Annotated in this window: 20 protein-coding genes and 1 other RNA gene; 8 read left to right on the forward strand and 13 right to left on the reverse strand. The window is 72.6% G+C overall.

Going from position 1 to position 19,680, the window contains the following annotated elements:
• Positions 1-112 precede the first annotated feature (112 nt).
• Positions 113-853: a maleylpyruvate isomerase N-terminal domain-containing protein gene (locus HG542_RS12905; RefSeq protein ID WP_229922704.1), complete on the reverse strand. Its 741-nt coding sequence runs from the start codon at positions 851-853 to the stop codon at positions 113-115.
• 785 nt (positions 854-1,638) lie between these two features.
• Positions 1,639-2,040: RNase P RNA component class A (gene rnpB / locus HG542_RS12910), an RNA gene on the reverse strand.
• Between the two features lie 99 nt (positions 2,041-2,139).
• On the opposite strand from rnpB, the gene yaaA reads away from it, so the two are divergent.
• From yaaA to HG542_RS34955, 3 genes are read left to right on the forward strand one after another with little or no spacing between them, the layout of a single operon-like run.
• A complete protein-coding gene (gene yaaA, locus HG542_RS12915; RefSeq protein ID WP_171080796.1) occupies positions 2,140-2,940 on the forward strand; it encodes a peroxide stress protein YaaA in 801 nt (266 codons plus the stop codon).
• A gap of 57 nt (positions 2,941-2,997) precedes the next feature.
• Positions 2,998-3,639 carry a bifunctional 4-hydroxy-2-oxoglutarate aldolase/2-dehydro-3-deoxy-phosphogluconate aldolase gene (locus tag HG542_RS12920; RefSeq protein ID WP_190076263.1) on the forward strand — a complete coding sequence of 214 codons (642 nt, stop codon included), beginning with the start codon at positions 2,998-3,000 and terminating at the stop codon, positions 3,637-3,639.
• A 5-nt stretch (positions 3,640-3,644) separates the two neighbouring features.
• On the forward strand, positions 3,645-4,091 hold the full coding sequence (locus HG542_RS34955; RefSeq protein WP_227725219.1) for a hypothetical protein: 447 nt from the start codon (positions 3,645-3,647) through the stop codon (positions 4,089-4,091).
• 31 nt (positions 4,092-4,122) lie between these two features.
• Here HG542_RS34955 and HG542_RS12930 read toward each other — a convergent pair whose 3' ends face one another.
• Genes HG542_RS12930 through HG542_RS12940 form a run of 3 tightly spaced genes read right to left on the reverse strand, consistent with a single transcriptional unit; the run spans position 4,123 to position 6,867 of the window.
• Positions 4,123-5,262 (reverse strand): bifunctional RNase H/acid phosphatase, encoded by a 1,140-nt coding sequence (locus HG542_RS12930; RefSeq protein WP_171080799.1) that lies wholly within the window; start codon positions 5,260-5,262, stop codon positions 4,123-4,125.
• Between the two features lie 8 nt (positions 5,263-5,270).
• Positions 5,271-6,014, reverse strand: a complete 744-nt coding sequence (locus HG542_RS35770; RefSeq protein ID WP_171080844.1) for a zinc ribbon domain-containing protein — start codon at positions 6,012-6,014, stop codon at positions 5,271-5,273.
• 10 nt (positions 6,015-6,024) lie between these two features.
• Entirely contained in the window at positions 6,025-6,867 is an 843-nt protein-coding gene (locus HG542_RS12940; protein ID WP_171080801.1) for a Nif3-like dinuclear metal center hexameric protein, read from the reverse strand.
• A 355-nt stretch (positions 6,868-7,222) separates the two neighbouring features.
• On the opposite strand from HG542_RS12940, the gene HG542_RS12945 reads away from it, so the two are divergent.
• Positions 7,223-8,245 carry a hypothetical protein gene (locus HG542_RS12945; RefSeq protein WP_176606492.1) on the forward strand — a complete coding sequence of 341 codons (1,023 nt, stop codon included), beginning with the start codon at positions 7,223-7,225 and terminating at the stop codon, positions 8,243-8,245.
• Between the two features lie 258 nt (positions 8,246-8,503).
• Positions 8,504-8,677 carry a hypothetical protein gene (locus HG542_RS12950; protein ID WP_171080803.1) on the forward strand — a complete coding sequence of 58 codons (174 nt, stop codon included), beginning with the start codon at positions 8,504-8,506 and terminating at the stop codon, positions 8,675-8,677.
• A 35-nt stretch (positions 8,678-8,712) separates the two neighbouring features.
• Here HG542_RS12950 and HG542_RS12955 read toward each other — a convergent pair whose 3' ends face one another.
• From HG542_RS12955 to HG542_RS12965, 3 genes are all read right to left on the reverse strand, one after another.
• Positions 8,713-9,672: a 3-oxoacyl-ACP reductase gene (locus HG542_RS12955; RefSeq protein ID WP_171080805.1), complete on the reverse strand. Its 960-nt coding sequence runs from the start codon at positions 9,670-9,672 to the stop codon at positions 8,713-8,715.
• 10 nt (positions 9,673-9,682) lie between these two features.
• On the reverse strand, positions 9,683-10,765 hold the full coding sequence (locus HG542_RS12960; protein ID WP_171080807.1) for a Zn-dependent alcohol dehydrogenase: 1,083 nt from the start codon (positions 10,763-10,765) through the stop codon (positions 9,683-9,685).
• Positions 10,766-10,832: 67 nt separating this feature from the next.
• Complete coding sequence (locus HG542_RS12965) at positions 10,833-11,693, reverse strand: MaoC/PaaZ C-terminal domain-containing protein (RefSeq protein ID WP_171080809.1); 861 nt, start codon at positions 11,691-11,693, stop codon at positions 10,833-10,835.
• A 146-nt stretch (positions 11,694-11,839) separates the two neighbouring features.
• Between HG542_RS12965 and HG542_RS12970 the strand changes: the two genes are divergently transcribed.
• Both HG542_RS12970 and HG542_RS12975 read left to right on the forward strand, forming a co-directional pair.
• Positions 11,840-12,991, forward strand: a complete 1,152-nt coding sequence (locus HG542_RS12970) for a sensor histidine kinase (protein ID WP_171080811.1) — start codon at positions 11,840-11,842, stop codon at positions 12,989-12,991.
• On the forward strand, positions 12,988-13,593 hold the full coding sequence (locus HG542_RS12975; protein WP_171080813.1) for a response regulator transcription factor: 606 nt from the start codon (positions 12,988-12,990) through the stop codon (positions 13,591-13,593). Before HG542_RS12970 ends, HG542_RS12975 begins: the two co-directional genes overlap by 4 nt.
• 18 nt (positions 13,594-13,611) lie before the next feature.
• Here HG542_RS12975 and HG542_RS12980 read toward each other — a convergent pair whose 3' ends face one another.
• The 5 genes from HG542_RS12980 to HG542_RS13000 all read right to left on the reverse strand — a co-directional run bounded on the left by HG542_RS12980 (position 13,612) and on the right by HG542_RS13000 (position 17,937).
• Positions 13,612-14,634: an LLM class F420-dependent oxidoreductase gene (locus tag HG542_RS12980; RefSeq protein WP_171080815.1), complete on the reverse strand. Its 1,023-nt coding sequence runs from the start codon at positions 14,632-14,634 to the stop codon at positions 13,612-13,614.
• Positions 14,635-14,747: 113 nt separating this feature from the next.
• Positions 14,748-15,653 (reverse strand): DUF5336 domain-containing protein, encoded by a 906-nt coding sequence (locus HG542_RS12985; protein WP_171080818.1) that lies wholly within the window; start codon positions 15,651-15,653, stop codon positions 14,748-14,750.
• Positions 15,654-15,790: 137 nt separating this feature from the next.
• Entirely contained in the window at positions 15,791-16,690 is a 900-nt protein-coding gene (locus HG542_RS12990) for an N-acetylmuramoyl-L-alanine amidase (protein ID WP_171080846.1), read from the reverse strand.
• Positions 16,691-16,725: 35 nt separating this feature from the next.
• Positions 16,726-17,364, reverse strand: a complete 639-nt coding sequence (locus tag HG542_RS12995; RefSeq protein WP_171080820.1) for a class I SAM-dependent methyltransferase — start codon at positions 17,362-17,364, stop codon at positions 16,726-16,728.
• A 99-nt stretch (positions 17,365-17,463) separates the two neighbouring features.
• Entirely contained in the window at positions 17,464-17,937 is a 474-nt protein-coding gene (locus HG542_RS13000; protein ID WP_171080822.1) for a carboxymuconolactone decarboxylase family protein, read from the reverse strand.
• A 257-nt stretch (positions 17,938-18,194) separates the two neighbouring features.
• Between HG542_RS13000 and HG542_RS13005 the strand changes: the two genes are divergently transcribed.
• The gene (locus tag HG542_RS13005; RefSeq protein WP_171080824.1) at positions 18,195-19,496 is read left to right on the forward strand and encodes an alpha/beta hydrolase; all 1,302 of its coding nucleotides are present in this window, start codon (positions 18,195-18,197) and stop codon (positions 19,494-19,496) included.
• Positions 19,497-19,680 lie beyond the last annotated feature (184 nt).

Here is a 19,680-nt window from a genome sequence, read left to right on the forward strand (position 1 = left end):
GAGATTGCTCCTTCCATTCGTGATCTTCCCCCACCCTCTGCCCGTCCGTAGGGTGCCGATCATGAACGTGAGCAACAACATCGCACCTGGTGTCACGGTTGGCGGCACCGTCCTACAGGCGGGCAACATCGTCCACGGCAACGTCACCGTGAACGAGCCGGCCACCAAGCCTCCTAGTGCTCTGACCGCATAGGTTCGCCGCCCGGGGTGTGCCGTCCCAGCGCCATGTGGTGAGACGAGGGTGTCCGGGTAGTTCGGCACGTCCGGTGGCCCACAGGAGGGTGAGCCAGGGGTCCGTGGGCGACGGTGCTTCCGGAAACAGCCGGGCGAGCACCCGAGCGCACAGATCGGCAGGCGGGCTCCATGCGAGGCCGAGCCCTTGTGCCAGGTCGTGCGTGTGCACCAGGGTCTCCACGATCCCCATCGCGGCGAAGCCTTCGGGGTCCGAGACGCCGAAGACGTGGTGGGCGCGGGTCTGCGGAGGCGTCGTACGCACCATGGCGACCAGCAGCGCGCCGCTCGCTTCCAGGACCTGCAGCAGGCCGGCGGGCCCCGCCTCGCGGTTCGCGTGAATGGCGTTTGCTGGGCCGCCGGGTCGTCGGCTCTCCCATACGAAGGGCACCTCGCCATCCAAGGGCGGTGTTTTGGGGCCCAGTTGCGCAGCGTAGGCGAAGAGGTCGTCGCTGAGGTGCTCGACGGTTTCCCAGCAGTCCCATTCCAGCGAACCCGCCTTGTCTTCCCACGCGGCTGGGGGCGCCTCGCGAAGGACTGCCACAGAGAGTTGCACGGCAAGGTCGAGGTCGTCCGCGGTGACGGGAGGCTGGGAGAGGGCAATATCGGCTGATCGGGACATGGCAGGACCGTACCTCGCTCCGAGGGAGCGACCCCTCCTTTTTTGATCACCGGCCCAGCAACCCGGCGAACCTATGCGGTCAGAGCACTAGGGACGACGACCAGCTTGTCCTGCGGCTGTACGAGCAGATGAAGCGGCCGGGCCCTCTGCTCGGCCTCGTCACGAGGGGAGAGGGCGGTGCGGTGCTTGATGCTCTCGAACTTGCGGGTGCTGCCCGACCTGATGCCGCTCCGATGCTGAACATTCTTTCGGATCGGATCCGGGAGCGGATCGCCGAACACGGCTAATACGGTGCGGTAGGCGGCTGACCACCGGGCCCCCGTGGTCAGCCCCCTTGCCCGTGCCTGCCGAAGCGAAGGTTGCGCACGGCGGCCGTCGCTATGGGCGAGAGGCCCACGATCGTCGGGCGGCCGTCCACATCGCGGACAAGGAACCAGCCCTTCCGGCGAAGCGACTCGACTTCACCCTCAACGTCCCGGCCCGGCCCGCCTGACCAGAGAGCTCTTCGGCAGTCGGGGGGTTGCCCGCATCCATGTGCCCGACGACGAGGAAGAGCACCTGCTCCTCACTCGCGTCGATGTTGAAGTCCACGTCTCGACCGTAGATCTGGCCAGGTCGAGACGCCTGTCGACCCCAGTCTCACCGCCACACAATCGCCACACAACACTGAGAAACAGGCCCCAACAGTCACTAAGAGTCGGCAGGCGGTTACAGCGCCCGAGAGACGCAAAAGGCCCTCTGACCTGCAACTTTGCTGGTCAGAGGGCCCCGCTTCAGTCGACCGACGGACGAGTCGACCTATACGCCGGGTTCTGTCTCCCGGGGGCCTTGCGGCCCTCGGGGAGGCGGCCATCCATCTAGGCCTGCCGTTGCCGGCAGGCTCGTGCGGTCTACCCGCGGACTCGGGCGGGCAGCCCTCGATCGTCCGCGCAGGGACACCGGGGTGTCCCCTCTTGACCTTGCTCCGGGTGGGGTTTACCTAGCCGGCCGGGTCACCCCGGTCGCTGGTGGTCTCTTACACCACCGTTTCACCCTTACCGGACGCCTTGCGGCCTCCGGCGGTCTGTTTTCTGTGGCACTGTCCCGCGGGTCACCCCGGGTGGGCGTTACCCACCACCCTGCCGTGTGGAGCCCGGACGTTCCTCGGGGGACCGAAAACGATCCCACGCGGCCGCCCGGCCGGCTCGTCCGCCGTGACGACCATGCTACCGGCAGCCTGCGCGGGGACGAACCACACTAGGCTCGGAGGGGCTCCGCCCCCGACCCCCGAAGGAGACCGATCCGCCGTGCTCGTCCTGCTGCCGCCGTCCGAGGGGAAGGCCACCGGAGGCACCGGTGCCGCGCTGAAGACGGAGTCGCTGTCGCTGCCGGGGCTCGCGGAGGCCCGCGAGGCCGTGCTCACGGAGCTGGTCGAGCTGTGCTCGGGCGACGAGGAGAAGGCGGCCGAGGTGCTGGGGCTGAGCCCCGGGCTGCGCGGCGAGATCGCCAAGAACGCCGCGCTGCGCACGGCCGGCACCCGGCCCGCCGGGGAGATCTACACCGGTGTGCTCTACGACGCGCTCGGGCTCGCCACCCTCGACGGCCCGGCCCGGAAGGCGGCCGAGGAGTCGCTGCTGGTCTTCTCCGGGCTCTGGGGCGCGGTGCGGATCACCGACGCGATCCCCTCCTACCGCTGCTCGATGGGCGTCAAGCTGCCGGGCATCGGAGCGCTGGGCGCGTACTGGCGCGAGCCGGTGGCGCAGGTCATGCCCGCCGCGGCGGGCGACGGGCTCGTCCTCGACCTGCGCTCCGCCGCCTACGCCGCCGCCTGGAAGCCGAAGGGCGAACTCGCCGGGCGCACGGCCACGGTGCGGGTGCTGCACGCGAAGACCGTGAACGGCGTCGAGAAGCGGTCGGTCGTCAGCCACTTCAACAAGGCGACCAAGGGGCGGCTGGTGCGGGACCTGCTGACGGCCGGCGCCCGCCCCTCGGACCCGGCCGAACTCGCCGTGGCCCTGCGGGACTTGGGGTACACGGTCGAGGGCGACACCCCGCCCGCGAAGGGCGGGAAGCCCTGGGCGCTCGACGTGGTGGTGTCCGAGCTCTAGCGCATGCCGTTGCACTGTGCGCAACGGCCGTTGCGACAGGTGACACCCGGCGGCAGGATGACCGCCGTGACCCTACTCGACCTGGCCCCCGTGCTGCCCGTCGTGGTGATCGACGACGTGTCCCGGGCCGTGCCGCTGGCGCGCGCCCTGGTCGCGGGCGGGCTGCCGGCGATCGAGGTGACGCTGCGCACGCATGCCGCCCTGACGGCGATCCGGGCCGTGGCGGAGGAGGTCCCCGAGGCGGTGGTCGGCGCCGGGACCGTGCTGCGGCCCGCCCAGGCGGAGGCCGCGGTGCAGGCCGGGGCCCGGTTCCTGGTCAGCCCCGGGTGGACGGAGCGGCTGCTGGACGCGATGCGGGCCTCGGGGGTGCCGTTCCTGCCGGGGGTCTCCACGGCGTCGGAGGTGCTGGCGCTGCTGGAACGGGGCGTGCGCGAGATGAAGTTCTTCCCGGCGGAGGCGGCGGGCGGGGCGCCCTATCTGAAGTCCCTGGCCGGACCCCTGCCGACCGCCCGGTTCTGCCCCACGGGCGGCATCGGCCCCGGCGCGGCGCGCGCCTACCTGGCCCTGCCCAACGTGGGCTGCGTGGGCGGCACCTGGATGGCACCCCCGGAGGCAGTGCGCTCGGGCGACTGGGGGCGGGTCGCGGAACTCGCGCGGGAAGCCGCACAGTTGCGGAGACCCGGCGCGGTAGCCTGCTGACCGCCATGAACGATTTCGTCGACGAAGCGCGTTCGCGGGTCGTCCACCTGCTGCGGATGGCCAATACGACGGACGACCGCGTCCGGGCCCGGATCATCGAGTACGCCGACTCCACTCCCGAACCCCCGGTCATGAGCCGGGCCGGGATCGCCACCACCGGCTGCCCGCAGTGCAGGCGGACGGCGTGGCGGCAGCAGGACGCGGAGGGGCCGGTGTGGGTGTGCGCGTCGTGCGGGCACGTGGAAGGGATCACCGTGCGGTGTCCGCAGTGCGACGTGACCATGGACCCGCCGGCCGTCGGAGACCCCGACCGCTGGCAGTGCCCGTCCTGCCCGAGGGTCGCGGCAACGGGTGAGAGTGCGGTGGAGATCGAGCAACGGGAGGCGCAGCGATTGCGGGCGATCGCGTTGCTGGACAAGGTACTTGCGGCAAGAGCCCTCCGCGCCCCGTAAGGGGAGCCGCGCCCCGCGTGAGGCGCCGCCCCTACCTCAGATGCCCCGTATCGTTCAGCAACCGCAACGACGCATTGCCGTCCGCGTAATACGCCACCGCGCTCAACGACGCCGCCGACAGCTCCATCCGGAACAGCGACTCGGGCGGCGCGCCCAGCGCAAGCCGCACCAGCGTCTTCACCGGCGTCACATGCGACACCAGCAACACCGTCCGCCCCGCGTACTGCTCCAGCAGCCGGTCGCGGGCGGCGGACACCCGCCGCGCCACCGCGGCGAAGCTCTCGCCGCCGCCCGTGGGGGCCGCCTTCGTGGAGGCGAGCCAGGCGTCCAGGTCCGCGGGGTGGCGCTCGCGCACCTCGGCGAAGGTCAGGCCCTCCCAGGCGCCGAAGTCCGTTTCGCGCAGGCCCTCTTCGACCCGGACCTCCAGGCCGAGCCGGGCCGCCACCGTGGCCGCCGTCTCGCGGCAGCGGCGCAGCGGCGAGGTGACGACGGCCTGGACGGTGCCGCGGGCCGCGAGCGCGGCGGCCACCGCGTCCGCCTGGCGGCGCCCGGCGGGCGACAGTTCGGGGTCGCTGCCACCGCTCCCCGAGAACCGTTTCTGCGGCGTCAGCGCCGTCTCGCCGTGCCGCAGCAGGACGAACGTCGTCGGCGCCCCGAGATCGGCGGGCGCGGCCCAGCCCACGGGCGCGGCCTTGGGCTGCCCGGCAACGGCAGCGGCAGCAGGCTCGGGAGCCACGGCCCCCGGCTCCCACGGCACGCCCCGCTTGCCCGCGTCCATGGCCTCGTTGGCCAGCCGGTCCGCATGTTTGTTCCGCTCGCGCGGGATCCACTCGTAGGTGACCCGGCCGGGCGGGAAGAGGGTCTGTGCCCGGGCGGCGAGCGGCCGCATGTCCGGGTGCTTGATCTTCCAGCGGCCGGACATCTGCTCGACGACGAGCTTGGAGTCCATCCGGACCGCGATCTCGGCATCCGGGTCGATGGCCTTGGCCGCCTCCAGCCCGGCGATCAGCCCCCGGTACTCGGCGACGTTGTTGGTCGCCGTGCCGATGTACTCGGCCGCCTCCGCGAGGGCCTCGCCCGTCGCCGCGTCCAGGACGACGGCGCCGTAGCCGGCGGGGCCCGGGTTGCCCCGGGAGCCGCCGTCCGCTTCGACGATGAAGCGATGCGCCACTACAGCCCCTACAGCCCCGACTCGGGCGTACGGACCAGGATCCGGCGGCAGTTCTCGCACCGCACGACCTCGTCGGCGGCCGCGGCCCGGACCTCGTTGACCTCGGTGATGTTGAGCTCCAGCCGGCAGCCCTCGCAGCGGCGCTGGTACAGGCGGGCCGCACCGACGCCGCCCTGCTGGACACGGAGCTTGTCGTAGAGCTTCAGCAGCGCGTCGGGGATGGTGGCGGCGACGAGCTCGCGCTCCTTGGTCACGGTGGCGACCTCGGCGTCGATGGCCTCGGTGGCGGCGTCGCGGCGCGCGGCGGCGTCGTTGACCTTGGCCTGGACGGACTCGACGCGGCCGGTCAGCTCCTTGACCCGCTCCTGGGCGGCCTCGCGGCGCTCCATGACCTCGAGGACGACGTCCTCCAGGTCGCCCTGGCGCTTGGCGAGGGAGGCCACCTCGTGCTGGAGGTTCTCCAGGTCCTTGGGGGACATGCCGGCGCCGGAGTCCAGGCGCTGCTGGTCGCGGGCGGCGCGCTGGCGGACCTGGTCGACGTCCTGCTCGGCCTTGGCCTGCTCGCGGGCGGTGTCGCTCTCCTGGGTCTGCGCGGCGACGAGGAGGTCGCGGTGCTGGGCGAGGTCGCCCTCGAGCGTCTGGATCTCGGCGTGCTCGGGCAGGCTCTTGCGCTTGTGGGCGAGCTGGCCGAGGCGGGTGTCCAGGGCCTGGAGATCGAGGAGGCGGATCTGGTCGGCGGGCGCGGCGTTCAGTTGGGGGCTCCTAGGAGTGATGAGAGACGGCGGACGCCGCGTGGGCGGTCCAGGGGTCGGTGACCTTCCGCGAGACGTGGGTGCGCAGGCCCCAGCCGTGGCGGTCGGAGATCTCGTCGAGCTGGGCGGCGGCCTGCTCGGTCCAGGGCCACTCGGTGGCCCAGTGGGCGGCGTCGACGAGGGCCAGCGGGCTGTGCTGCTGGGCCTCGGAGGCGGGGTGGTGGCGCAGGTCGGCGGTGACGTAGGCGTCGACACCGGCGGCGCGCACCTCGGCGAAGAGGGAGTCGCCGGAGCCGCCGCAGACGGCGACCGTGCGGAGGGTGCGTTCGGGGTCCCCGGCGACGCGGATGCCCTGGGCGGTGCCGGGCAGCCGCTTGGCGGCGCGCGCGGCGAAGTCGCCCAGGCTCACCGGCGGGTCGAGCTCGCAGATGCGGCCGAGGCCGCGGCGGCCCGAGGGGTCCGTCGGGTCGGGCACGAGGGGTGCGATGACGCGCAGGTCGAGGGCGCCGGCGAGGGCGTCGGAGACGCCGGGGTCGGCGCGGTCGGCGTTGGTGTGCGCGACGTGCAGGGCGATGTCGTGCTTGATGAGGGTGTGCACGGCACGGCCCTTGAACGTGGAGGCCGCGACCGTCGTCGTCCCGCGCAGGTACAGCGGGTGGTGGGTGACGAGCAGGTCGGCACCGAGCTCCACCGCCTCGTCGACGACCTCCTGGACGGGGTCGACCGCGAAGAGCACGCGGCTGACGGGTGCATCGGGTTCGCCGCAGACCGTGCCGACGGCGTCCCACTGCTCGGCCCGCTCCGGGGGCCAGAGAGCGTCGAGGGCGGCGATGACTTCAGACAGTGCGGGCACGAGGAAAGGCTACCTGTCCCCCGGCCCGGCCTTCACTGCCCGGACACGAGGCCTCGCGGGGGCGGGGGCGGGCGGTGGGTCAAGGGGCCTCGTCCGGCCACTGAGGCCTGCCTCCCCTTACCGACGCTCACCGAACCGCCGAGGAGGAAGCACATCCGTGTCCCGCTCCTCAGGCGAATCGGACAAGAGCCACCCTTACGCGTGAAGCACCCCCGCCCGGAGGGTTCGGCTCGCAGCCCGAAAACTACGTTCTGTGCCGGAGGTGACGTTTCTCATGACGGTCTGTGCCCCACAGAGCAGTCCTCAGAGCGCTCCGGCCGGCACTCCACCGGGTGCCCGGGCGGACGGACGACACATGCCATTCACGGTCACAGCGGACGGATCGTACGCGGCGTGGCTGGCCCTCGGGCGGGGGACGGATGGCTGGTTTCCGGAGCGCTGGACGCTCGACGGCCCCGAGCCGTACGCGGTGCCGCTGCCCGGCACGCAGCCGGAGGAGCCGGACAGCCGGCTGCTGCCGCTCACCGACGGGCGCGTGCTCATCCGCCGGCGGGTCGGCGAGCGGTTCGCGCTCTCGCTGCTCTACCCCGCCGGGCGCGGCACCGGCGAGGTGCCGCTGGGGGCCATCGAGTGCCCGCAGCTGACGCTGCTGCCGCCCGCTCCGGACGGCACGTCCGCCTACGCCCTGGTGCACGGCGCCGAGTCGACCACGTTGTGGCAGGTGCACGGCAGCACCTCCTGCCCCGACCTGCTGGCGACGGTGCCCGGCCGCTGCGAGGGCGGCGCCTGGCTCGACCGCTCGGGCCGGCTGCTGGCGCTGGACCGCGAACTGGACGGGCTGACCAAGGCCGTCGTCGTCGACCTCGGGCGCGGCGGCGAGACGAGCCCGCTGCTGCAGATCACGGAGCACAGCAACGACCGGCTGCTGCTGGCCGAACCGGACAGCGGCCTCCTGGTCGTACGGTCCGACGCACCCGGTACGGACCGGCTGGGGTGGGGCGTCCTCGGCTCGGCACGGCCGGTGCGCTTCCCCGAGTGCCTGATGCCCGACGGCGCCTCGCTGCAGCCGATCGCGGCACAGCCGGGGCAGGCGCTGTCGCCGGAGGGGTGTGCGGTGGCCTTCGCCGTTCGCCGCGACGGGACGACGGGGGTCGGGGTGTGGCGGCCGGTGACGAAACGGCTGCGGCAATTCGCGGCGCCCGAGGGGTGGTTGACGGGGGCGGGGCTGTGGACGGCGGACGGGGAGCTGCGGTTGCCGTTCGTGACGGCGGCGGTGCCGTGTGGGCTCGCGCAGGCGCCGGAGGAGGACGAGGCGGAGGCGTTAGCGCCGGCCCGGCCGGTACCGCTGCGGCTGGCACCGCAGGCGAGGGCGCGGTAGGCACCCCGAAAGGGGCGCTGGGGGTACCCCCAGCGGTAGCCGGGGGAGGAACTGCGCGAGCAACCACAACCCGCCCGCAGACGAAGCGAACCGGCCCAGGCCAGGCGCAGCCGCCCCGGCCCCGATTGACTCCGGTGATCAAGCCCCCGTTAAACTCGGACGGGGGCTGCGCCGACGCTCGGTCACGCGCGGAAAGCGACAAGGCTGTTCCCCCACGCGCACAGCCCGCAATCCACATCCGACGGAGTGACTTCCCACATGCCCGATGTCCGTACCGACACGACCGAGGCGCGCCCCGAGGCGTCCGCCCAGGCCGCAGCCGCCGGCACCGGCAGGCACCGCGGTCCGCAGGCGTCCTCGGACGACGACCGCATCCCCGCCCACGGCAAGCACCGCCGCAACGCCGACATGGACCAGGCGGCGGCAGCCTGAGCGCAGCGGCACCGCCATCCGACCGGCCGCCGGGCTCACCCGGCGGCCGGTCGGCCTTTGTGCAGCCCCAGCACCTCCACCGCCGCGAACGTCTCGTGCGGCGGCCGCCCCGCGTAGTAGGGGCCGAGCACGGACTCCAGCTCCGCGGCGCTGAACGCCCCGTCCGCCGCGTCGAACTGCGCGGCCACCCTGGGCCGTTCGACCACGGCCACCATCCCGCCGTGCACGACGAAGACCTGCCCGCTCACCTGCGCCGCCCCCGGCGAGGCGAGGTAGGCGACAAGCGGAGCGACGTGTTCCGGCGCCAGCGGGTCCAGCGCGCCGTCCCCTTCCGGGGCTGCGAAGACGTCCGCGGTCATCCGGGTCCTGGCCCGCGGGCAGATGACGTTCGCCGTGACCCCGTACTTGCGCAGCGCCTCGGCCGTCGACGTCGTCAGCCCGACGATTCCGCCCTTGGCGGCCGCGTAGTTGGGCTGCCCCGCCGAACCGGCGAGGAACGCCTCCGAGGAGGTGTTGACGATCCGCCCGTAGACCGGCCGGCCGGTGGCCTTGGCCCGTTCCCGCCAGTGCGCGGCGGCGAAGCGCGTGGTGGTGAAGTGCCCTTTCAGATGGACGCGGATGACCGCGTCCCATTCCTCCTCGGACATCGAGAAGACCATCCGGTCGCGCAGGATGCCCGCGTTGTTCACAAGGATGTCGAGCGAGCCGCCGAAGCTGTCGAGGGCGCATCGCACGAGGTCGCGGGCCTGCTCGAAGTCCGCCACGTCGCCGAGGTGGGCCACGGCCCGTCCGCCCGTCGCGCGGATCTCCTCGACGACGGACCCGGCGGGCCCGGCGGACGCCTCCCCGGTGCCGTCCCGGCCGGGCTGCCCGTGGTCGTTGACGACCACGGCCGCGCCGAGCCGGGCCAGTTCCAGGGCCTCGGCCCGGCCGAGGCCGCGCCCGGCGCCGGTGACGATCGCCGTTCTGCCCTGCAGCGGCAGCTCCGTATCCATCCCGTCCCCCTCACAACTCGATGCAGGTGCGCAGCGCCTGGCCCGTCCGCATCTGCTCGACGGCGTCGTTGATGCCCGCGAGCGGGACGCGGTGGGTGATCAGGCCCGCGAGGTCGATACGGCCCGCCCGCCAGAGGGCGATGGCCCGTTCGTAGGAGCGCAGCACGTCCCCGCCGCCGTACAGCGAGGGCAGGATCCGCTTCTCGTCGAAGAACAGCTCGAACATGTTGATCTGCAGGTTGTCGTCCATCGCGCCCGCCCCGACGATGCACAGCGTGCCGCCGCGGCGGGTGGTCTCGTAGGCGGTGCGGGCGGTGGCGGAGGTGCCGACGACCTCGAAGACGTAGTCGAAGCCCTCGCCGCCCGTGACCCGGGCCTTGGCGCCGGGCAGTTCGCCGGGGGCGACGGCCTCCGTGGCGCCGAACCGCAGCGCGGCCTCGCGGCGGGAGGCGACCGGGTCGACGGCGACGATCTGCGCGGCGCCCGAGAGGCGCGCGCCCTGCACCGTGGAGATGCCGACGCCGCCGCAGCCGATCACGGCGACCGACGAACCGGCCGCCACCCGCGCCGTGTTGAGGGCGGCGCCGAGTCCGGTGGTGACTCCGCAGCCGATCAGGGCGGCGATCTCGTAGGGCACGTCGTCGGGGACGGGCACGGCGCACCCCGCGTCGACGACGGTCTCCTCGGCGAAGGTGCCGGTGCCCGCGAAGCCGAAGACCTCGCTCCCGCCCGTGCGGCGGCGGAAGTTGGGGGTGCCGGAGTTCATGAAACCGGCGAGGCAGAGGTGGCCCTGGCCGCGCCGGCACGCCCGGCAGCCCCCGCACGGCGGCAGCCAGCAGACGAGGACCCGGTCGCCGGGCTTGACGGAGGTGACGCCCTCGCCCGCCTCCAGCACGTCGCCCGCGCCCTCGTGCCCGGGGACGAAGGGGGCGGGCTGCGGCAGGACGCCGGACATGGCGGAGAGGTCGGAGTGGCACAGCCCGCCCGCCCGGATGCGCACTCTCACCTTGCCGGGGCCGATCCCCACGGCCTCGACGTCGTCGAGGACTTCGAGCTTGTCCCGGCCTGTCTCGAGCTGAACGGCGGCACGCATGGCGGTGCTCCCTTCACAGCGGAACTGCACAGCGGAACTGCACAGCGGTACTGCTCAGCGGTACTGCTCAGGTGTGCTCGACGGACGTGTCGGTGAGGACAGGCGCGTCCCCCCGCTCCACGGCACCCGCCGCCACCCGGATGCGGCCGCCGTCGCGCCACATCCGGATCCGCAGCGTCTCGCCGGGGTAGGCCACGCCCGCGAAGCGGGTGGCGTACGAGCGAACGCGCGTGACGTCGCCGCCGAGTGCGGTGTCCACGACGGCCTTGAGGACGATGCCGTACGAGCACAGGCCGTGCAGGATGGGGCGTTCGAAGCCGGCGAGCCGGGCGAACTCCGGGTCGGCGTGCAGCGGGTTCCAGTCCCCGGAGAGCCGGTAGAGCAGGGCCTGGTCCTCGCGGATGCCGCGCTCGACGGTGAAGTCGGCCTCCCGGGCGGGCAGTTCGGGGCTCCCGGCCCTGGGCCCGCGCTCGCCGCCGAAGCCGCCTTCGCCCTTGACGTAGATGGAGGCGTCGGAGGTCCACAGCGGCCCGTCGGCGTCGGCGACGTCCGTGCGCAGAGCGATGACGGCGGCCTTCCCCTTGTCGTACACGGCGGCGACGCGCGAGGTCTGCGTGACGTCCGTGCCGCGGACCGGGATGGGCCGGTGGAGTGTGATGTGCTGCCCGCCGTGCAGCACGGCGGCGAGGTCGACGTCGATGCCGGGCGCGGAGAGCCCCCCGGCGAGGGCCATGCCGCCGCCGGCGACGGTGGCGAAGGAGGGCAGGACGTGCAGCCGGCTCTCCAGGGTGTAGCGGAGCTCGCCCGGGTCGGTGGCCGGGACGCCGGCGCCGATGCCGAGGTGGTAGAGCTGGACGTCCTTGTGGTCCCAGGCGAGGGGAACCGTCCGCGGTGGGGCGGAGACGGCTTTGACGGGATCGATGGGCATGGACGGATTGCCCTTCATCTCAGCGCCCCGGACGGGGCGGTGCCGTAGCGGTCCCGCAGTGTAGAACGTGTTCTGACAAATGTCATCGACACTTCGCACACATCCGCATCTGCCCAGCTCACGGCGACATTTCATAGAGTCTGGCCATGAGCAGCGGAGCAATGAAGGCAATTGAGCGGATGAACGCGCCGACTTGGCGCACCTTCACACTGTGGCTCCTGGTCCTCATCGGGAACGTCATCCACATCGCCCAGGGCCGGACGCCCCTGCCCTGGCTGGCCGGGGCGGGCCTGGCGGCCTTCGTCGCCTGCTACGTCACCGCGGTCGTCACCAGCCTCGACGAGCGCCGGCGCGAGACCCGCATCCCGTTCGTCGCCCTGGCCGGGCTGGTGATGATCACCTACGCCCTGACCATCGGCTACGGCAACGACTGGATGCTGTGCTTCCCGCTGCTCTCCATGGCCATAGGTGTCGTCATGCGCGTCAAGGGCCCCTGGCTCGGGGGTGCGCTCGGGGCGACCGGGCTCTCCATCTGGGCCATCACCACGTTCCAGGACCATCCGCAGAACACGATGGCCATCGCCTGGGGCACGGCGCTGTCCGGCGCCATCTCGGCCACGCTGCTGAACTTCCACGAGACCGTCACCCAGCTCAAGGCCACCCGCGAGGAGCTGGCCCACGCGGCGGTGGAGCGCGAACGGCTGCGGTTCTCGCGGGACTTGCACGACCTGCTCGGTCACACCATGTCCGTCATCGTCGTCAAGGCCGAGGCGGTGCGCCGCCTCGCGCCCCGCAACCTGGACGCGGCGCTCGGCCAGGCCGCGGACATCGAGGCGGTCGGCCGCCAGGCCCTCACCGAGATCCGCGAGGCGGTCACCGGCTACCGCGAGGGCAGCCTGACGACCGAACTCGACAGTGCCCGCTCCTGCCTGGACGCCTCCGGCATCACGGCGGACATCCGCCAGTCGGGCCCGCCGCTGCCGCCGCAGACCGCGGCCCTGCTGGGGTGGGTGGTGCGCGAGGGTGTCACCAACGTCATACGGCACAGCGGCGCGGAGCGCTGCACGATCGAGGTCAGGGGCGAACCCGGCCGCGTCCACCTGGAGATCACGGACGACGGCCGCGGCGTAGTCTCGGCCGAGGGCACGAGCGGTACGGGCGGTACGGGCCTGAAGGGCCTGACCGAGCGGCTGGCCACCGCCGGCGGCTCCCTGGCCACCGGCCCCCACAGCAAGCGCGGCTTCCGGCTCGTGGCCGAACTGCCCGTGGACGACGAGGAAGAGGGACGCGCGGCATGATCAAGCTACTGCTGGCCGAGGACCAGGGGATGATGCGGGGCGCGCTGGCGCTGCTGCTCGGTCTGGAGGAGGACATGGAGGTCGTGGCCCAGGTGGGCAACGGCGACGAGATCCTCCCGACCGCCCTGTCGGAGCGTCCCGACGTCGCCCTGCTCGACATCGAACTCCCCGGCCGCAGCGGCCTGGACGCCGCCGCGGACCTGCGCGCGCAGCTCCCCGAGTGCCGCGTCCTGATACTCACCACCTTCGGCCGCCCCGGCTACCTCCGCCGCGCGATGGAGGCGGGCGCCTCCGGCTTCCTGGTCAAGGACGGCCCCGTGGAGGACCTGGCGGCGGCGATCCGCCGTGCCCTCGCCGGTGAGCGCGTCATCGACCCGGCCCTGGCCGCGGCCGCCCTGAGCGCCGGCCCGAACCCGCTCACCCAGCGCGAACGCGACGTCCTGGCCGCGGCGGTGGACGGCGCGACCGTGGCCGACATCGCGGCGAAGGTGCACCTGTCGCCGGCGACGGTACGGAACTATCTGTCGGCGGCGATCGGCAAGACGCAGACCCGCAACCGGATGGAGGCGGTGCGGGAGGCCCGCCAGAAGGGCTGGCTGTGAGCAGTGGACGAACCCCCCTTACAGCGAAGCGTTCAGCTCCGCCAGCACCCGCAGCGTCGCCCGGTCCGGTGCCACCACCAGCAGGTCCGTGACCGGGCCCCGCCGCCACGACTCCAGGCGTTCCGCGATGCGTTCGCGCGGGCCCACCAGGGAGATCTCGTCCGCGAACGCATCCGGTACGGCAGCCACCGCCTCCGCCCGCCGGGACTCCGCGAACAACTCCCTTATCCGGTGCGCCGCGTCCTCGAAGCCCATGCGGGCCATCAGCTCCGCGTGGAAGTTGCGGCTCGCGTGCCCCATGCCGCCCACGTAGAACGCCAGCATCGCCTTCACCGGCAGCAGGCCCTCGCTCACATCCGTGCACACCTGCGCACGCACCAGCGGCGCCACCATGAACCCCGCGGGTGCGGCCGCCAGGGCGTCGCCGTACAGGGCGGCGGCCCGGGTCGGGGACCAGTACAGCGGGAGCCAGCCGTCCGCGATGCGCGTCGTCTGCGCGATGTTCTTCGGGCCCTCCGCCCCCAGCAGCACCGGCGGCAGCCCGCGCCGCAGCGGGTGGGTGATCGAGCGGAGCGGCTTGCCCAGGCCGGTGCCGTCCGGGCCGTGGTACGGGTGCTGGTGGAAGCGGCCGTTGAGGACCACCGGGCCCTGGCGGTGCAGGACCTGGCGGACGACGTCCACGTACTCCCGCGTCGCCGTCAACGGGCTTGCGGGGAACGGGCGTCCGTACCAGCCCTCCACCACCTGCGGGCCCGACAGGCCCAGGCCGAGCAGCATGCGCCCGCCGGACAGATGGTCGAGGGTGAGGGCGTGCATGGCCGTGGCCGTGGGGGTGCGGGCCGCCATCTGGGCCACCGCGGTGCCCAGCCGGATGCGGCGGGTGCGGGCCGCGATCCAGGTCAGCGGTGTGAAGGCGTCGGAGCCCCAGGACTCGGCGGTCCACACGGAGTGGTAGCCGAGCTGCTCGGCGTGGCGGGCGAGTTCGAGGTGCCGGGGGTCGGGGCGGCGGCCCCAGTAGCCGAGCGCGAGGCCGAGTCGCATGGGAGCTCCTCCCGGGGGAAGGAAATTGACGGTACGTCAGTTACGGTTCCCGGGACAAGACAGCGGCCCGCCGGCCGGAGCCGGCGGGCCGCTGCCCGTTGATATGTGGAGGATCAGCCGCGCTGGATCCCCGTCGTGTCCTGCAGAACGCCGCGCCGGCCGTCCTGCGTCTGCGCCACGAGCGCCTGACCGCGCTGGTCGACCGCCAGGTACCAGGTACCGGGCGCCAGCTCGGCGATCGGCGTCGGCGAGCCGTCCTCCGCGTAGAGGGGACGGTTCACCGGCACCGCGAACCAGAACGGAGCGAAGTCCGCAGGCGCGGCCGCCGGCTGCGGAGCCGCAGCGGCACCCGTGCCCTCGGCTGCCGGGGCCGCCGCGTCGTGCCCGCCGATCGGCGGCTGGATCCGCGTCTCACCGGACTGCGCCGCACCGTACGGCTGCTGGGGCTGCGCGCCGTACGGGGCCGGGGCGCCCGCGCCGGGCTGCTGCATCGCGCCCGGGCCGGGGTAGCCGTACCCCTGCTGCGGGGCCATGCCATACGGGCCCGGCGCCGGCTGCTGGGCGGACGGGGCCGGCAGGAGCGGGGCCTTCAGGGCCGGGGTACGCGGGGTGAGCAGGGCGATCGCCGCCAGCACCAGGTTGGCGATCAGCGCCAGGATCTGCCCGGTTCCGGGCGAGATGCGGTCGCTGTCCGGGCCGCCGAAGATCGTCCACAGCGAGGACCACGCGGCGAACACGGCCAGCGCGCTCCCCCACTGGTCCAGGCTCAGGCCCACGAGCTTGCGTCCCTCGGGCTGGAAACGGGAGGCGACGATCAGAGCAGCGGCGATGATTCCCGCGAGGAAGATCGACGGCAGCGCCGGGAAGTAATCGGGCTTCCAGCCGTTCGGCTCGCTCGGGCAGCCGATCGTGGCCGACCCGCAGTCGAACGAGTAGAAGCTGAGGAACGAGGCGATGAACAGCAACACCGCTGCTCCGATCACCCCGCCGTCACCTCGAGTGAGGGAGCGGATGTTCACCTAAAATCCTTTGTCAGTGCTGTCAGTAATCGTCGCTCGGGGGTGGCGGCCCCCCATCGTACGGGTGAACCTATCGCCGGGTCGTCCTGGGCGTCCTGTTCGTATCACCCTCGTGACATGCCTGTGGCCTGCTGCTCTTACCCGTGCAGGAAGTCCGTGATGCCGTCCGCGATCCCTTGCGCCGCTTTCTCGCGCCATGATCCGTCGGTGAGCAGAGCAGCATCCTGCGGGTCGCGCATATTGCCGCATTCGATGAAGACCTTCGGAATGGTGGACAGGTTGAGACCGCCGAGGTCACTGCGCGTGTCCAGCCCCGTACCGCCGCCGATGTAGTTGGAGGGGGCACTCCCCGTCGCCCGGACGAAATTGCCGGCTATCCGTGCGCCCAGTTCCTTGGAGGGCGCCACGATGGCCGAGTTGTCGACGCCGCCGGCGCGGACCGCGGCGGGCAGGATCACATGGAAGCCGCGGTCGCCGACGGCGGCACCGTCGGCGTGGACGGAGACGGCGGCGTCCCCGTGCGCCTTGTTGCCGATCTCGGCGCGCTCGGTCACGCACGGCCCGTACGGCCGGTCGCCGTCGTGGGTGAGGACGACGGTGGCACCGCGGCCCTGCAGGATCGTGCGCAGGCGATGGGCGACATCGAGGCTGAACGTGGCTTCCGCGTAACCGGAGTTGGTGGAGGTGCCGGTGGTGTCGCACTCCTTGTGCCCGTTGCCGACGTCGACCTGGCGGTCGATCTCCGCGGGGTGCTCCTGGTTGTGGATGTTGTGGCCGGGGTCGATGACGACGGTTTTGCCCTTGAGGGGGCCGTCGGCAGCGGGTGACGGTTCCGGCGTGTCCGCCGGTGTCGTCGGTGCCGCCGGTTCCGACGGTTTCGGCCTGGACGCGGCCGTGGCGCCGCCCGTCGGAACGGACGGCGCTGCGGAGAGGGGACCGGCCTTGGCGGCCGGGGTGCCCGAGCAGCCCGTGAGGGCGGCACCGACGGACAGGGTCACGGCCAGGGCCGTCAACACGACAGCGGGGCGGCGACACATACGACTGGACACCCCCGCGATGCTAGCCCCGCGGCTCAGATCCCGGTGCCCGAGCGCTGCAGAACGCGAAGCGAGTGCGTCACCGAGATCTCGGTGAACGCCCCGGATTCCAGGGCCCGGAGATACACACGGTACGGGGCCTGCCCGCCGTCCGCGGGGTCGGGGAACACATCGTGGATGACGAGCAGGCCGCCCGGCGCGATGTGCGGGGCCCATCCCTCGTAGTCCGCGGTGGCGTGCTCGTCGGTGTGCCCGCCGTCGATGAACACCAGCCCCAGCGGCGCCCGCCACAGCGCGGCCACCTGGGGCGACCGTCCGACCATCGCGACGACGTGCTCCTCCAGCCCGGCCCGGTGCAGGGTGCGGCGGAAGACCGGCAGCGTGTCCATCAGACCCACGCCGTCGTCGACGAGGGAGGTGTCGTGGTACTCCCACCCCGGCTGCTGCTCCTCGCTGCCGCGGTGGTGGTCGACGGTCACGGCCGTCGTCCCCGCCTCGCGCGCGGCGGCGGCGAGCAGGATGGTGGACCGCCCGCAATAGGTGCCGACTTCGAGCAGCGGCAGCCCCAGGCCTGCGGCCTGCTCGGCGGCGGCGTACAGGGCGAGGCCCTCGTCGGCGGGCATGAAGCCTTTTGCCGCCTCGAAGGCGGCCATTATTTCGGGCTTGGGCGGCATGGGCGTCCGTCCTCCAGGGAGTTCGTCGGTGGGCTCATGCTGCCTTACCCGGCCGGGCGCCGCGGGCCCGGGGGCCCGCGGCGGGGAGGGGAACTCCTGTCATCCGAACTGGCCGGGCTGGTAGTCGCCGGCCGGCTGCTGGAGGATGACGTTCAGCCGGTTGTAGGCGTTGATGAGGGCGATCAGCGACACCAGGGCGGTGAGCTGCTCCTCGTCGTAGTGCTTGGCGGCGTTGGCCCACACCTCGTCCGTGACGCCGCCGGCCGCGTCGGCGAGGCGGGTGCCCTGTTCGGTCAGCTCCAGCGCGGCGCGCTCGGCGTCGGTGAAGACCGTGGCCTCGCGCCAGGCGGCGACCAGGTGGAGACGCGTCGAGGTCTCACCGGCCGCGGCGGCTTCCTTGGTGTGCATGTCGAGACAGAAACCGCAGCCGTTGATCTGGCTGGCACGGATCTTCACCAGCTCCTGCGTGGCGGCCGGCAGGGCGGAGTCCGAGACCGCCTTGCCTGCCGAGTTGAGGTGCTTGACGACCTTGCCCGCGGTCGGGCTGGCGAAGGCGTTCAGACGGGCGTTCATGGTGTGCTCCTGTGTTGGTGCGGGTGGCTGCACACCTATGACGGACCGGCCCGGCCGGATGTGACATGGGCGGGTGTGTCGTGGATCTCAGCCGCATGGGGGGGGGTGAGCGATGGTTCGGCGCGCCCGGCGGTTCCACGGGCTGTGCGGAGATCTGCCCGCAATCCTGTTTCGGCCGGCGCGCAGTCCGTTGACAAGCTCGTTGCCCGCCGCCGGAAGGGCTGGTGGGCGGAGCCGCCCTGCCTACGCTCCTCGTCATGAACGTTTCATTGCTCGACGGATGGTTCCCCTGGGCCCTCCAACTCACCGCCGTCGCGGCATGTTTCGCCGCCATCGGCCTGCGCGACCGAATATGGCGGCTGCGCCGGGCGCCGTTGGCCATCGGGGTGTCCTGCGTACTGACTGCCGCGATGGCGGTGGCCGTGGTCCCGCTGGCCGGGATCACCGACCCGGTTCCGCTCATGCTGTGGGTCTGGGTGGGTGCCGCGATCACGGCCCTGGCCGTCCTGGTGACGGGCTGGCGCAGTGCCCGCTGGTGGCGGCGGGCGGTGGCACCCGTCGCCGCGGTGCTGGCACTGGCCTCGGCCGCCGAGGTACTGAACGTCTCGACCGGATACTGCACGACACTGGCCGATGCCGTCGGCGAGTTGTCGGACGCCCCGCTGCCCCACGAGATCGCTCTCGACCAGCTCGGCACCGTGACGGGCAAGACCTCGACCGGCCGCATCGTGGCGGTGGACATCCCGTCGTCGGGCGGCTTCCACCCGCGCCGGGAACTGGTCTACCTGCCGCCCGCCTGGTTCCGCAGCAGGACCCGGCCCAAGCTGCCGGTACTGGAGATGATCGGCGGCGAGTTCTCCGAACCGGACAACTGGCCCCGGACCGGCAACGCCGTCACCACCGCCGACGCATACGCCCGGAAGCACCACGGCTTCACCCCGATCCTGGTCTTCGCCGACGCCTCCGGCGGCTTCAAGGTGGACACCGAATGCGTCAACGGCCCCCGCGGCCAGGCGGAGAACCATCTGACCCGGGACATTCCGCCCTATGTCGAGAAGACGTTCAACGCCTCCGCCGATCCGCACAAGTGGGGTGTGGTCGGCTGGTCGATGGGCGGCACCTGCGCCGTGGGCCTGACGCTCGAACACCCCGACGTCTTCTCCCACTTCGAGGACATCTCCGGCGACGCCGGCCCCAACGCGGGGAACAAGCAGCAGACCATCGACCACCTCTACGGCGGCGACGCAGCGGCCTGGGCCTCCCACGACCCCCTGACGGTACTGGCGCACCACGGCAAGTACCCGCACGTCTCCGGCTGGTTCGAGAGCGGCGACCAGGAAGGCCCGCACATCCGGCAGGCCAGGCAGCTGAGCGCGGCCGCCCGCAAGGACGGCATCACCACGGCCGTCGTGGTGGCACCCGGCCGGCACAGCTGGCAGTTCGGCGCCACCGCCTTCGCACAGGCGCTGCCCTGGCTGGCCCACCAGCTGGGCTCCCCGGGGTCGAAGGCCGCACCGCCGCCACCGCAGACCGGCACGCTCGGTGTCGCGCGGGGCTAGGGCGTGTCCGATGGGTCGGTGCGGGCTCCGCGGCGTCTGGTGCGGTGCATCGCAAGGCGGAGCATTACCCGCGTACTGGGCGTACTCGGGTGATGCGACAACGCGGCGAGGTGCCGTGCCAGGCGTCGCGGGGCCCGCGCCGACCCGTCGGACACGCCCTAGCGCTTGTGCCGCTGGCCCTCGG

Source organism: Streptomyces morookaense, assembly GCF_013030945.1.
Classification (GTDB): domain Bacteria; phylum Actinomycetota; class Actinomycetes; order Streptomycetales; family Streptomycetaceae; genus Streptomyces; species Streptomyces morookaensis.